Source organism: Streptomyces sp. NPDC031132, assembly GCF_055570595.1.
The window spans coordinates 1-12,787 of the sequence record NZ_JBVIGX010000003.1 but is presented as its reverse complement, the minus strand read 5'-3'; the positions used below and the strand labels follow the sequence as shown (position 1 = coordinate 12,787).

The following is a 12,787-nucleotide window of genomic DNA, read 5'->3' as shown; positions in this document are numbered from 1 at the left end:
GGGTGGGGACACGCGTACAACGACTGCCACTCAGCGGAAAGTAAACTGTCCGGTGGCCCACTCCCGGGCCGCCGCCCCCTCCAGCTACGGGAAGTCGCCAACGTGTCGCTCACGATCGGAATCGTCGGCCTGCCGAATGTCGGCAAGTCGACCCTGTTCAACGCCCTGACCAAGAACGACGTGCTGGCGGCCAACTACCCGTTCGCCACCATCGAGCCGAACGTCGGCGTCGTCGGCGTCCCGGACCCGCGCCTGGCCGTGCTCGCCGGGATCTTCGGCTCGCAGCGCGTCCTGCCGGCGACGGTCGACTTCGTCGACATCGCGGGCATCGTCCGCGGCGCCTCGGAGGGCGAGGGCCTGGGCAACAAGTTCCTCGCGAACATCCGTGAGTCGGACGCGATCTGCCAGGTCATCCGTGCCTTCAAGGACGAGAACGTCGTGCACGTCGACGGCAAGGTCTCGCCGAAGGACGACATCGAGACGATCAACACCGAGCTGATCCTCGCCGACCTCCAGTCCATCGAGAAGGCCGAGCCCCGCCTGACGAAGGAGTCCCGCCTCCAGAAGGAGAAGGTCGCGGTCCTCGCGGCCGTCGTCGAGGCCAAGAAGATCCTCGAAGCCGGCGACACCCTCTTCTCCAAGGGCATCACCAAGGGCACGGAGCAGGGCGACCTCCTCCACGAGCTGCACCTGCTGACCACGAAGCCGTTCCTCTACGTCTTCAACGTGGACGAGGACGAGCTGGTGGACGACGCCTTCAAGGCGGAGCAGAGCGCGCTGGTCGCCCCGGCGGAGGCGATCTTCCTGAACGCCAAGCTGGAGCAGGACCTCTCCGAGCTGGACGACGAGGAGGCCCTCGAGCTCCTCCAGTCGGTCGGCCAGGAAGAGCCCGGCCTGGCCACCCTCGGCCGCGTCGGCTTCGCCACCCTGGGCCTCCAGACGTACCTGACGGCCGGCCCGAAGGAAACCCGCGCCTGGACCATCAAGCAGGGCGCCACGGCCCCCGAGGCGGCCGGCGTGATCCACACCGACTTCCAGCGCGGCTTCATCAAGGCCGAGGTCATCTCCTTCGCGGACCTGGTCGCCTGCGGCTCGGTCGCCGAAGCCCGCGCCAAGGGCAAGGCCCGCATGGAGGGCAAGGACTACGTCATGCAGGACGGCGACGTGGTCGAGTTCCGCTTCAACGTCTGATCGTTTCGTTGCTGCGCGCCGGCTGACCCGTCAAGCGTGCGGTTCAGAAGGGGTCGGTTCCTCCGGGAGCCGGCCCCTTCGCCGTCCCCGTGCCGGGTTTCCCGACCTCGGGGCACCCCACACCACGAGCTCTCCGTTGTCGATCATGTAGACGGCGCGGTAGTCGCCGACCCGCAGTCGACGGCGTTCTGGCTGCGACACGAGCGCGGTGGTGTCGAAGCCGAGGCAGCCGCTGTGGAGGGCGGGCTCCCTCGCTCTGGCCGGGCGTGCCGGATGAACCCGCAGCGGCTCCCGGTGGCGGGCTTGTGGGTGCTTGCCCGCAAATGGGGGCGGGGGTGCGGGCGGGCGGAGAGCCTCGTTGACCGGTGGATCTTGGTGAGTAGGGTCACGGAGCGCGCGCGGTCTCGACAGCAGACCCGGGGGAGCGTGGGCGCTTGGGAGGCGCAGGCCGTGACCAGATCGCGATTCCGCACGGGGCTGTGGACCGCAGTGACCACCACGAGCCTGCTCCTGGCGCTGGCCCCGGGTGTGGCCGCCGCCGCGCCGTCGGGGGTCGACGACCCCGCCGATCCGACAGTACGGCGCGACCCCGCGACCGGGCACGCCCGGATGATCTTCAACTCCGGCGGGTATCTGACCCCGCCCTCCAAGCGGGCTCCCGAGCACGTCGCGCTCGCCTACGTGCGTGACCACCGGGGGGAGTTCGGGCTCACCGCCGGGCAGGCCGCGCAGCTCGTCGTCGTCTCCACGTACCCCACCAGGCACAACGGGGCTCAGCAGGTGACGATCGGTCAGAGCATCGACGGCATGCGCGTCCACGGCGGGCTCCTCACCGCCACCGTCGACAAGCTCGGCCGCCTCGTCCTCCTCGGCGGCGCCGTCGTGACCGCCGAGCCGGCCGGCCACGTCGAGCTGACCGCGAAGCAGGCCCTCGACCACGCGGCCGAGGCGCAGGGCGCCCGGGCCCAGCACGAGCTGACGGGCACGGACAACCGCGACAAGGGCAGGCAGAAGTTCAAGAACGTCTACGCGAAGAGGCTCACGAAGCCCAACGACGTGACCGCCGAGCTGGTGTGGTTCCCCACCGACTCCGGCCGCGAGCTCCGCCCGGCCTGGCTCACCGACATCGAGGTCTCCGGCACGTCCTGGTACCAGACGGTGGTCGACGCCGCCGACGGCCGGGTGCTCAGCCGCGAGAGCCGGTACCACCACGCCGGCCCCGAAGGGACCGTCTTCACGGCGCAGCACCCGGACGTCGCCGGCGCCGCCCGTACGGTCACGCCGTTCACCGGGCGCGACGGGTCCTGGGTGGCGGACCGGCTGACCCAGGGCAACAACGCCAACGCGTACCGGGACGAGGACGGCGACAACACGGTGCCGGACACCGGGAACGACGCGCTGCGCCCGCAGTCCCCGGCCAGCGGCGATCCCGCCTTCCAGCACTTCGACTACACGTTCGGCGACACGTGGCGCACCAACGCCACCGCGACGCAGGCCGACCTCGACGCGGACGTGAACCCCGTCGTCACGCAGCTCTTCTACTACGCCAACCTGATGCACGACTACCTCTACGGCCTGGGGTTCGACGAGGCGTCGCGGAACTTCCAGGTCGACAACTTCGGTCGCGGCGGCTCGGGCAACGACCCGGTGCTGGCCGAGGCGCAGGACGGCTGGGACTTCGGCTGCCTGGACAACAGCACGTCCCCGAACGCGATCCGGTGCACGAACAACGCCAATTTCGGCACCCCCGGGGACGGCGCCAGCCCGCGCATGCAGATGTACATGTGGCAGTCGCCGGGCCGGCCGTGGCGTGAAGGTTCGCTCGACGGCGACGTCATCGCGCACGAGTACGGCCACGGCGTGTCCAACCGTCTCGTCGGCGGGGGCCACCTCGGCGGCGGTGCCCAGACCGGAGCCCTCGGGGAGGGCTGGAGCGACACGATCTCCTTCCTCAAGTGGGGCGACGCGACGGTCGGCGAGTACGTCACCGGCAACACCGCCACCGGCATCCGCACGCAGGCGTACGACACGTCCACCGAGAAGTGGGGCACGTTCCGCCCGGCCCGCGGCGTGCACCGCAACGGTGAGATCTGGGCCGCGACGATGTACGACATCCGCGAGGCGAAGGGCGTCGCGTTCACCCAGCAGCTCGTCATCGACGGCATGAAGAACACCGTCTCCGCGCCGAGCTACCTCGACGCCCGCGACGGCATCCTGGCCGCGGACATGACCAACGACGCGGGTGCGAACCAGTGCCTGCTGTGGCGGGTCTTCGCCGGCCGCGGCATGGGTACGGGGGCCGCGTCGAGCGCGGACCAGAACACCGTGACGGCCGACGAGACCGTCCCCGCCGCCTGCCGGCCGACCGCGAACGCCGGCGGCGCGTACACGACGGGCGAGGGTACGGACGTCACGCTCAGCGCCGCCGGCTCCGCCAAGGGGACCGCGCCCTCGGCCGGCAACCTGACGACGTACGCGTGGGACCTCGACAACGACGGGCAGTACGACGACGCGACCGGGGCAGGCACCACCTTCAGCCAGGTGGGCCGGGACGGCGTCTTCACCGTCGGACTCCGGGTGACGGACGGCGCCGGCAACACGGACACCGGCTGGACGACGGTCACCGTCGAGAACGTCGCGCCGGCCGTGTCCCTGCAGTCGGTGCCCCCGGCCGGGGAGAACAGCCCGGTCACCCTGAGGGGCGGCATCGGCGACCCGGGCCGGCTCGACCCGCTGACCGCCACGGTCGACTGGGGCGACGGAGCGGGTCCGCAGGCGCTGGCCGGCGCGCTGGAGAGCGTACGTCCCGACGCGACGCTGGGCTTCTCCGCGGCGCACACCTACGGGGACGACGGGGTCTTCACGATCGAGGTCTGCGGCAGTGACGACGACACGAGCGCGTGCCGGTCGCTCGACGCGACGATCACCAACACCGACCCGACCGCGGCGATCTCGGCCGACGGACGGACGACGTACAACGGGCAGAAGGCCTTCATCGCCCACGCCGGTACGCCGGTCGCCGTGCAGGGCGCGTCGACCGACCCGGGAAGCGACGACCTGGACCTGGCCTGGCTGTGGGGGGACGGGGCCTCGGACCACCTGGTCTCGCTGGTGACCCCGCCGGCCTCCGACCCGGACCCGAGCCCCTCGGTCCGGCCGCGCAACGTGACGGCGACGAAGTCGCACGCCTACCCGGCCGCCTGCGTGTCCACGCTGACGTTCACCGGCCGGGACGACGAAGGCGGCGCCGTCTCCGACACGGCGTCCGTCGTCACCACCGGCAATGCGCTGCGGGCGCGCAACCAGGCGTACTGGACGGGCGCGTACGACGGTCGGGCTCCGAACCGGCTCACGGCGGCCCAGCGGACCTGCCTGCTGGGCGTGGCCTCGTTCATGAGCGCGGTGTACGGACCGCTGAGCGACGCCCAGGCGTACGCGATCCTGAGCTCGGGCTCCCCGCAGCCGAGGCCGCTCGTGTCCCAGCAGCTGCTCGCGGCCTGGCTCAACTTCGCGAACGGGTCGTACGACCTGGCCACGCCGGTGGACACCGACGGCGACCGGAAGACGGACTCGACCTTCGGCGCGGCGATGGCGGGCGCCGAGGCGGTCTACGACAACCCGGCGTCGACGCGGAACCAGCTGCTGACCCAGGTCGACGTCCTGCTGCGGTTCAACGTGCGTGACGGTGGCTGACCGGCGCCTGGTGTGCCTCGCCGCCCTCGCGCTCTTCACCGGGTGCGGGGGCGGCCGGGCGCACACGCCGGCGAGAGCGACGCACGACCCGGGCGGTACGGGCGCCACGGCAGCCGGCGCACCGACGCCGGCGCAGGGCCGCGTACTCACCGGGGCCGACGACGGCTTCACGGGGCGGCTCGAGGTCGGGCAGACGGCCCAGCTGCGGCTCCCCCTCCCGGAGGGCGGCCCGGAACCCACCGCCCAGGGCGATTCGGTCCTGCTGATCGGCATCGGCAACGTGACGGCCACGGGTCACCGCGCATGGGAACTGCGCGCGGTCCGCAAGGGCACCACCCACATCTCCGTCCCCCGCCCCGCCACCGCACCGGCCACGCTGACCTTCGTGGTCCCGTGAACCGCCCGGTCGGCCCCGGAACGCGCAAGGCGCGCCCGGGGGTGCCGGGCGCGCCGTGCGGGGCCGCTAGCGCAGGGACTCGGAGGAGCCTGACGGGCGGGGGCGGTCCTGGGGCATGTCCATGTCCATGTCCATGTCCTCGGACGTGCGGTCCGGGTCCTTCGCCTGGCTCTTGGCTTCCTGCATCTTCTGCTTGGCCTGCTCCTTGAGCTTGTTGGCCTTGTCCTGGGGCGGCTGCTTCTTGACCATGCCGGTTTCGCTCCTCGAAGAGGGTGAGGGGACGTCCACTGGGGACGTCCACCACCCTTGCACCGGGCGGTGACTCCCGCATGTCGGAGCGTTGCTCTCCGTGACCGTCAAGCGAAGTTGGCCTTCGCGAGGACCGTGCCGTCCGGGGTGAGGAGGCTGGCGCCCGCGAGGGTCGTGGGGTTCACGTCGGCCGCCGCGACCCAGTAGCCGTAGCCGCCCTGGAGCGAGAACGTGCCGAGGCGGGTCGTCGTGCCGTCCTTGTTGTCGAGTACGCAGCTGACCTCCGGCGTCGCCTTCTCCAGGTCCACCGACATGTACACCCAGCCCTGCTGGCCCGGATGGGCGAAGACCCGGCCCACCTCCCCGCCGTCCGCCATCAGCGGTGCCTGCAGCAGCTGGGCGTTCGCGTCGGCCGTCGGGGACACGGGCCCCGAGGCCGACTCGATCGCCGTGCCCGCCGCCCAGCCGGCGAAGCCGCACGCCACGGCCAGCGCCGCCGTCACCGCCGCGACCCGGGGCCGCAGCAGCCAGGGCCGGGCCGGCGCGGGCCGCGGGGAAGGCTGCGGGGGAGACGACTGCGCGGGCGGCCGGAGGCCGGCCGTGACGCGGCTCTCGAAGCCGACCGGGGGCTCGGTCCCCGGCAGCAGGCCGAGCAGCCCGTCGCCGATCAGGGCCAGCTGCTCGATGTGCACCCGGCAGCCGGGGCAGCGGTCCAGGTGGGCGACCGCACGGGCGCGCTCCCGGGCCGGAAGGACGTCCAACGCCAGCTCGGCGTCGAGCTCCCTCAGCTGCTCGCAGGTCATCTCGCTCATCGCCGGCTCTCCTCGGCCCCCAGGGTCCTGCGCAGCTTGTGCATGGCCGTCCGGATCCGGGTCTTGGCGGTCCCCAGCGGGATCCGCTCCATGTCGGCGACCTGCTGCGCGGTCATCCCGTAGATGCCCGCCATCACCAGGGCGCGCGCCTGCTCCCTCGGCAGGGCCGACACGGCCGTGCGTATCCCGGCCGACGTCTCGGCGGCGAGCGCCTGCTGCTCGGGGGTCTCCGTCACGATGTCGAGGAGGGCGTCCAGGTCCTCCGGGGCCACCGGGTTGGCCCGGCGGGACCGGACCGCGTCGATCGCCAGATGGTGCGCGATCGCCGTCAGCCAGGTCCGTACCGAACCGCGGCGCGCATCGTAGACCTGGGCGTGCCGCCACGCCCGCTCGAACGTCAGCTGCGCGATGTCCTCGGCGAGCTGCGCGTCTCCGACGACGGCGATGGCCACGCCGAAGACCGTGCGCTGGAAGCGGCGGACGAACGCGACGGCGATCTCCGGATCACCGGTCGCCAGACCCGACAGCAGTGCCTCGTCCGGCGCACGTCCGAGCGGGAGGCCCATTCTCTGCACATCACTGGATACGTTCGGCCTCCCCGAATGGATTGGTTCGGGTTCGCGCGGAAGCACCCCTCCATTCTCCTCCTCTCCCGGCCTCCGGCCCTGTCCGCAATCTCCCGGCGGTGGTCAGCCGTATCCCTGCCATGACAAGGACACGCACCACCCGGACCGCGCACGTGGGGCTGGGGCTGGCGGCCGGAGCGCTCGCGGGGCTGCTGGCCGCCTGCGGGGGCGGCGGCGACGGAGCCGGGAACGGCCCGGCGGCGCCCTCCGCCCCGCCCCCGCCCGCGTCCGCCGCGACGCAGGTCACGGCGGACCTCAGCGACTTCCACATCGCCCTGTCCCAGAAGACGTTCAAGGCAGGGGCCTACTCGTTCACCGTCAAGAACACCGGCCACCACGACCACGCCCTGGAGGTGGAAGGACCGGGCGGGGAGCAGCGCTCCCAGACCCTGGCGCCGGGGGCGAGCGGGACGTTCGACATCACCCTCAAGGACGGTACGTACGAGCTCTACTGCCCCGTCGACGGGCACAAGGACCTCGGGATGAAGACGGAGATCACCGTGGGCGGCGCCGTGAACGGCTACTGAGGGTCCGGTCGAACGGCGGTAGGTTGCGTGCATTCGCTACCCGGCGTGGCCGGGAGCAGTCGACGGGAGGGGCATGCGGCACAGGGCGGCCGAGGCGATCGGCGCGGGCGAGCGGCTGCACGCGGCGGCCGGCGCGCTGCTGGCCGACCACCGGCGGGCCGTCGAAGCCGTACGGGAGGCCTGGGCGCCGATCCACGCGGAGCTGGCCCGCCTCGAGCTGCGGCGGATCCCCGTCGACCGGCTGGCCCAGGTCACCGAGGGGCGGCTGCGCGTCGCCGCCATCGAGGCGGCCGGGTTCGACACCGTGCAGCAGGTCCTGGACGCCGGACGCCACCGCCTGCGGCAGATCCCCGGAGTCGGCCGGCAGACCGCGGACCAGGCGCTCGGCGCCGCGCGGCAACTCGCCGAGGCCGTCGGGGAGACCGTCGCCGTGCACCTCGACGTGGACCGCCCCGAACCCCGGACCACCGCACTCGTGACCGCCCTGCAGCTCCTCGTCGAGGCCGGGCCCGAAGCACGCCGGGCCGTCGCGGCGGCCCGGCAGCTGGACGCCGGGCTCGGGCCGCTGCTCGCCGAGGCCGGGCCCGCCGCAGGCCGGCTGCGGATGTGGTGCGCAGGACGGGAGCGGCGGAAGCGGGCCCTGGCCGCCGTCGGGGAGATCGGCAGGCTGACCGCGGAGGCCGCCCGGAGCGGGGTGCCCGTACTGCTCGGACAGGCCTCGGTCGACCTGCTGCGCGGCCCCGCCGACGAGGCGGCCGCCTGGGTCGACTTCGAGCTGCGCTCCGCCGAGTACCACGGGCTGCTCGCGGAGCTCACCGAGCGCGCCGGGAGCGGCGGCCCCGACCCGGCCGCCGCCCAGGGGTTCCTGCCCGAGGCGCTGGCCGAACGGATCCGCGCCCAGGACCTCGACGACACGCACCGCCGGGTCTCGCTGCGCGGCTACCAGTCCTTCGGCGCCCGCTTCGCCCTCGCCCAGCGGAGGGTGATCCTCGGCGACGAGATGGGGCTGGGCAAGACGATCCAGGCGCTCGCCGCCCTCGCGCACCTCGCCGCGCAGGGGCAGCGCCACTTCCTCGTGGTCTGCCCGGCCGGCGTCCTGATCAACTGGACCCGCGAGATCGAGGCGCGCAGCACCCTGCGCGCGGTCGCCCTGCACGGCCCCGGCCGGCACGACGCCTTCGCGGACTGGTGGGGGGAGGGCGGGGTGGCCGTGACGACGTTCCAGGCGCTGACCGGATTCCCCGAACTCGCCGCCGAGGAGCTGGGGATGCTCGTCGTGGACGAGGCCCACCACGTCAAGAACCCGCGCGCGCAGCGCTCGCTGGCCGTCGCCGCCTGGGCCGCCCGCTGTACGCACGTCCTCTTCCTGACCGGCACCCCGATGGAGAACCGGGTCTCCGAGTTCCGCAGTCTCGTACGGATCCTGCAGCCCGAGGCGGTCTCCGGGATCGGGGACGTCGACACGGTCGCCGGGTCCAAGGCGTTCCGCAAGGCGGTGGCGCCCGCGTACCTGCGGCGCAACCAGCGCGACGTACTCGCCGAGCTGCCCGCGCTCCAGTGGACCGACGAGTGGGAGGAGCTGAGCGCCGCGGACCGGGACGCCTACCGGGCGGCGGTGCGGGCCGGCAACTTCATGGCGATGCGCAGGGCCGCGTACGCGAAGCCGGAGAAGTCGGCGAAGCTGCAACGGCTGCGCGAGCTGGTGGCGGACGCCGCCGCCAACGGGCTGAAGGTCGTGGTGTTCTCCTCCTTCCGCGAGGTGCTCGGGGCGGTCGAGGACGCGCTCGGGCGCGGGCGGCCGGGAGACGGCGAACGTGACGGAGGCCGGCTCTTCGGGCCGATCTCCGGGAGCGTGCCGCCCGCGCGCCGCCAGCGGCTCGTCGACGGGTTCGGCGCGGCGGCCGGGCACGCCGTGCTGCTCGCGCAGATCGAGGCGGGCGGCATCGGGATCAACCTGCAGGCGGCGTCCGTGGTGATCCTCTGCGAGCCGCAGGTCAAGCCGACGATGGAGCAGCAGGCGGTGGCCCGCGCACACCGGATGGGCCAGGTGCGCGCCGTACGGGTGCACCGGCTGCTGGCGACGGACGGGGTGGACCAGCGGATGCTGGAGGTGCTGGAGCGCAAGGCGCGGCTCTTCGACGCGTACGCCCGGCGCAGCGTGGTGGCGGAGTCGGCGCCCGAGGCGGTCGACGTCTCGGACACCTCGCTGGCCCGGCGCATCGTCGAGGAGGAACAGGCCCGGCTCGGCGCCGCCGGCTGACGGCGCAGGCCCCGGCGGGCCGCCGGCCCGTCGCCCCCCCCCGGACGGAGTCCGGCGCAGCGCCGCGAAGCCGGTGAGGCCCGCCGGGGTCGAAGCGCGCGAGCGGTGCGTCAGAAGGCGACCGAGGCGATGGTGAAGGACGTCGGCGTACCCGGGCCCATCGGGCCGCCCTTGTCGAACTGGGAGCGGACCACGAGCGTGCGGCCCGGGGTGTGGCTCAGCGTGGTCGGGATCTGCAGCGACGCATCCGTGATCGTCCGGGTCAGCCGGGCGCGGGTGCCGTCGGGGCTCAGGCGCCACCGGGTCAGGGTGTTCGTGGTGTTGTGGGCCACCCGCAGGGTGCCGTCGGGGGCGAGGTCGAGACCGTCGGCGTGGGTGAGGTCGCCGCCCTGGAGGGCGACGCGGGACATCGCGCCCGTGCGCAGGTCGATGCGGTGGAGGTCGCCCGCGGTCATGTCCACGGCCAGCAGGAAGCGGCCCGCCGGATCCGAGACGATGCCGTTGAGGGCGAAGCTGCCCTCCGGGGACGGGGTCAGGTGCCCGCTCAGGTCGTACGCGGGCAGCAGCGCGCCCGAGCCGGCCGCCAACTGGGCCGGCGTGACGCGGTAGATCACCGAGCGGACGCTGTCCGTCAGGTAGGCGGTGCCGTCCGGGGTGATGGCCAGGTCGTTGACGAAGAGCCCGCCGGACCCGGCGACCTCGAAGTGGGCCAAGCGCCTGCGGGAGGCGGTGTCGTAGACGGAGACCCCGGAGGTGGAGTCGGTCACCCACAGGCGGCCGCGGGCGTCGACGCGCAGGCCGTTCGCCGTGTGGCGGCCGTCGGTGCCGGCGGGCAGGAACACCTCGGCGGTGCGCTGCCCAGGGCGGGCCCTGTAGACGGTGCCGTCCGCGTACGAGCCGACGTAGACGGTGTGGTCGCGGGGGTCGGTGGCTATGCCTTCGGGGTAGACCTTCTCGCCGGGGAGGGTGAAGGCCGTCGAGACACGGCTGTCGGAGATCGAGGCGGGGGCCGGGGCGGAGGCCGAGGAGGCCTGTGCCGCCTGCGCGGCCGGTATCGCGCCCAGGGTCAGCGCCGTGGTCAGGGTCAGGAGCGTGGCGGGCAGCAGCTTCTTCAGCACAGCGAGTGTCCTCTTCCGTGTAGGTGAACACGAAGATAGATTAGAGCTCTAATGCTTGCAAGGGCCTTATGATGCGGGGATGACCTCCATGCCTCCCGGGGAGCGCATCGGCTCGCACGTCAAGCGCGCCGAGCAGGCGCTCCTCGCGGCCAAGAACGCTGCGCTCAAGCCCGCCGCAGTAACGGTTCCGCAGTACGCCGCGCTGCTGTGGCTCTCCGAGAAGCCGGGCATCTCCGCGGCCGCGCTCGCCCGGCTCTGCGGGGTGACGCCGCCGACCATGAACACCGTGCTGAAGAACCTCCAGGAGCGCGGGCTCATCGAGCGCACCCCGCACGAGTGGCACCGCCACGTGCTCGAGACCCGGCTCACGGAGGAGGGCCGGGCGGCGATGGAGCTCGCCGACGCCGGCGCCGTACGGGTCGAGCGGGCGCTCGCCGCCGCGTTCTCGGCGGAGGAGCGGGAGCAGCTGATCAGTTTGCTGGGGCGGTGCGCGGAGACGCTCGACGCCCAGAGGTGAGCTCTGCTGTCGGGGCTTCGGACACGCCGCGTTCCGACCGTGTTCTTGCCGGGTTCGGGAACTGTCCGTGGGATTCGCACATCAGGACTAGGGGGAACCCCAGCCGTTCTGTCCCGACCTGGGGCAGCCATGACCGTTCGGAGCGAAGTTCGTGCACCAAGACCCGCCCCGGCGTTCCCGCCGGGCGATATGGACATCCGCCGTCGTGGCCTTCGCGCTGCTGCTCGGCGGCGGAGGCTTCGCCGCCTGGAAGCTCGAGTGGTTCTCCGGCAACGGTGACTCCGTGAGCTTCGGCAAGGCCCCCGCGTCCGCCGTCCCCGAGGCGGGCGAGCCGTCCCCGGGCGCGCCGTCGGCCTCTCCGACGCCGACCGGCGATCCGGACGTACTGCTGCCGACCGGCCCGAAGTCCGACTTCAAGCAGACCGCCAAGCTCGACGACGGCACGATCATCGCGAAGACCCGCCTCGCGGGTGCGAAGTCCGGCTTCGAGGGCGACGTCTGGGTGTGGACGCCCAAGGAGTACAACGAGGCGCAGTACGAGAAGAGCGCCTTCCCGGTGCTCATCGCGCTCCCCGGCGGCAACGGCTTCCCGAGCAATTACTGGTCCGACCGCAGCCTGGGCCTGCAGAAGGCCATCAGCGAGGGCGTCCAGGCCGGGACCAGCCTGCCGTTCATCGTGGTCATGCCGGTGCTGAACCCGGACAGCAAGTACTACTACGACGGCGCCGACATCCCGGGTCAGCCCAAGATGGGCACGTGGATCGCCGAGGACGTCCCGGCGTTCACCAGGGCCAACTTCCGTACGTACGGGTCCCGCGACGGCTGGGCCTTCATGGGCTCCTCCTCCGGCGCCTTCGTCGGAATGAAGACCGTCCTGCAGTACCCGGACCGCTTCAAGGCCGTGATCGCCAGCGGCGGCGAGATCGTTCCCGACTCCCCGCTGTGGAAGGGCCACCAGGCGGAGATGGACGCGAACAACCCCGAGAAGCTCGCGAAGAAGCTGATCGACGGCAACGGTCCCGAGGTCTACATCAACTTCCAGGTCGGCACCAAGGAGACCGGGAAGGAGCGGATGACCACGTTCCAGCAGCAGTACGGCAAGGGTCCCGTCAAGATGACCATCCGCGACATCCAGAACGGCGAGCACAACGGCTGGCACTACGTCCGGGGCATGAAGGAAGGCTCCCTGGAGTGGATCAGCAAGGTGCTCAAGGGCCCGAAGCCCGCCACCGGCTGACCCCGGGGCCGGGGGGGGGGGGGGGGGGGGGGGGTCGGGGGGGGGGGGGGGGGGGAGGGGGGGGGGGGGGGGGGGGGGGTGGCGGGGGGGGGTGTTTTTTTTTTTTCTTCCCCTTTGGGTCACACGCCTTGAGTCCTCCCCCCCCCCCTTCCCCTCCTCC

At 72.5% G+C, this 12,787-nt stretch carries 12 protein-coding genes; 7 read left to right on the top strand and 5 right to left on the bottom strand.

The window, feature by feature from the left end; all coding sequences use genetic code 11:
• The first annotated feature begins 102 nt into the window (after positions 1-102).
• Positions 103-1,191 carry a redox-regulated ATPase YchF gene (gene ychF / locus ACZ49B_RS05820; protein ID WP_468300802.1) on the top strand — a complete coding sequence of 363 codons (1,089 nt, stop codon included), beginning with the start codon at positions 103-105 and terminating at the stop codon, positions 1,189-1,191.
• 30 nt (positions 1,192-1,221) lie between these two features.
• Here the strand turns inward: ychF and ACZ49B_RS05815 are convergent, their stop codons facing one another.
• A complete protein-coding gene (locus ACZ49B_RS05815; RefSeq protein WP_468301535.1) occupies positions 1,222-1,476 on the bottom strand; it encodes a type II toxin-antitoxin system RelE family toxin in 255 nt (84 codons plus the stop codon).
• 165 nt (positions 1,477-1,641) lie between these two features.
• On the opposite strand from ACZ49B_RS05815, the gene ACZ49B_RS05810 reads away from it, so the two are divergent.
• A complete protein-coding gene (locus ACZ49B_RS05810; RefSeq protein ID WP_468300801.1) occupies positions 1,642-4,884 on the top strand; it encodes a M36 family metallopeptidase in 3,243 nt (1,080 codons plus the stop codon).
• The gene (locus ACZ49B_RS05805) at positions 4,877-5,281 is read left to right on the top strand and encodes a hypothetical protein (RefSeq protein ID WP_468300799.1); all 405 of its coding nucleotides are present in this window, start codon (positions 4,877-4,879) and stop codon (positions 5,279-5,281) included. The genes ACZ49B_RS05810 and ACZ49B_RS05805 overlap by 8 nt, the downstream gene beginning before the upstream one ends.
• A 66-nt stretch (positions 5,282-5,347) precedes the next feature.
• Here ACZ49B_RS05805 and ACZ49B_RS05800 read toward each other — a convergent pair whose 3' ends face one another.
• The 3 genes from ACZ49B_RS05800 to ACZ49B_RS05790 all read right to left on the bottom strand — a co-directional run bounded on the left by ACZ49B_RS05800 (position 5,348) and on the right by ACZ49B_RS05790 (position 6,908).
• Positions 5,348-5,530 (bottom strand): hypothetical protein, encoded by a 183-nt coding sequence (locus ACZ49B_RS05800; protein WP_468300797.1) that lies wholly within the window; start codon positions 5,528-5,530, stop codon positions 5,348-5,350.
• Between the two features lie 107 nt (positions 5,531-5,637).
• Complete coding sequence (locus ACZ49B_RS05795; RefSeq protein ID WP_468300796.1) at positions 5,638-6,342, bottom strand: zf-HC2 domain-containing protein; 705 nt, start codon at positions 6,340-6,342, stop codon at positions 5,638-5,640.
• Entirely contained in the window at positions 6,339-6,908 is a 570-nt protein-coding gene (locus tag ACZ49B_RS05790) for an RNA polymerase sigma factor (protein ID WP_468300794.1), read from the bottom strand. Before ACZ49B_RS05790 ends, ACZ49B_RS05795 begins: the two co-directional genes overlap by 4 nt.
• A gap of 140 nt (positions 6,909-7,048) precedes the next feature.
• Here ACZ49B_RS05790 and ACZ49B_RS05785 point away from each other — a divergent pair, with 140 nt between their 5' ends.
• Both ACZ49B_RS05785 and ACZ49B_RS05780 read left to right on the top strand, forming a co-directional pair.
• On the top strand, positions 7,049-7,495 hold the full coding sequence (locus ACZ49B_RS05785) for a cupredoxin domain-containing protein (protein WP_468300792.1): 447 nt from the start codon (positions 7,049-7,051) through the stop codon (positions 7,493-7,495).
• 73 nt (positions 7,496-7,568) lie between these two features.
• Complete coding sequence (locus ACZ49B_RS05780; protein WP_468300790.1) at positions 7,569-9,755, top strand: DEAD/DEAH box helicase; 2,187 nt, start codon at positions 7,569-7,571, stop codon at positions 9,753-9,755.
• A 110-nt stretch (positions 9,756-9,865) separates the two neighbouring features.
• Here ACZ49B_RS05780 and ACZ49B_RS05775 read toward each other — a convergent pair whose 3' ends face one another.
• Positions 9,866-10,873, bottom strand: a complete 1,008-nt coding sequence (locus tag ACZ49B_RS05775; RefSeq protein ID WP_468300788.1) for an SMP-30/gluconolactonase/LRE family protein — start codon at positions 10,871-10,873, stop codon at positions 9,866-9,868.
• 79 nt (positions 10,874-10,952) lie between these two features.
• Here ACZ49B_RS05775 and ACZ49B_RS05770 point away from each other — a divergent pair, with 79 nt between their 5' ends.
• Entirely contained in the window at positions 10,953-11,390 is a 438-nt protein-coding gene (locus ACZ49B_RS05770; protein ID WP_468300786.1) for a MarR family winged helix-turn-helix transcriptional regulator, read from the top strand.
• Between the two features lie 205 nt (positions 11,391-11,595).
• Positions 11,596-12,627 (top strand): alpha/beta hydrolase, encoded by a 1,032-nt coding sequence (locus ACZ49B_RS05765; RefSeq protein ID WP_468300784.1) that lies wholly within the window; start codon positions 11,596-11,598, stop codon positions 12,625-12,627.
• The last annotated feature ends 160 nt before the right edge of the window (positions 12,628-12,787 follow it).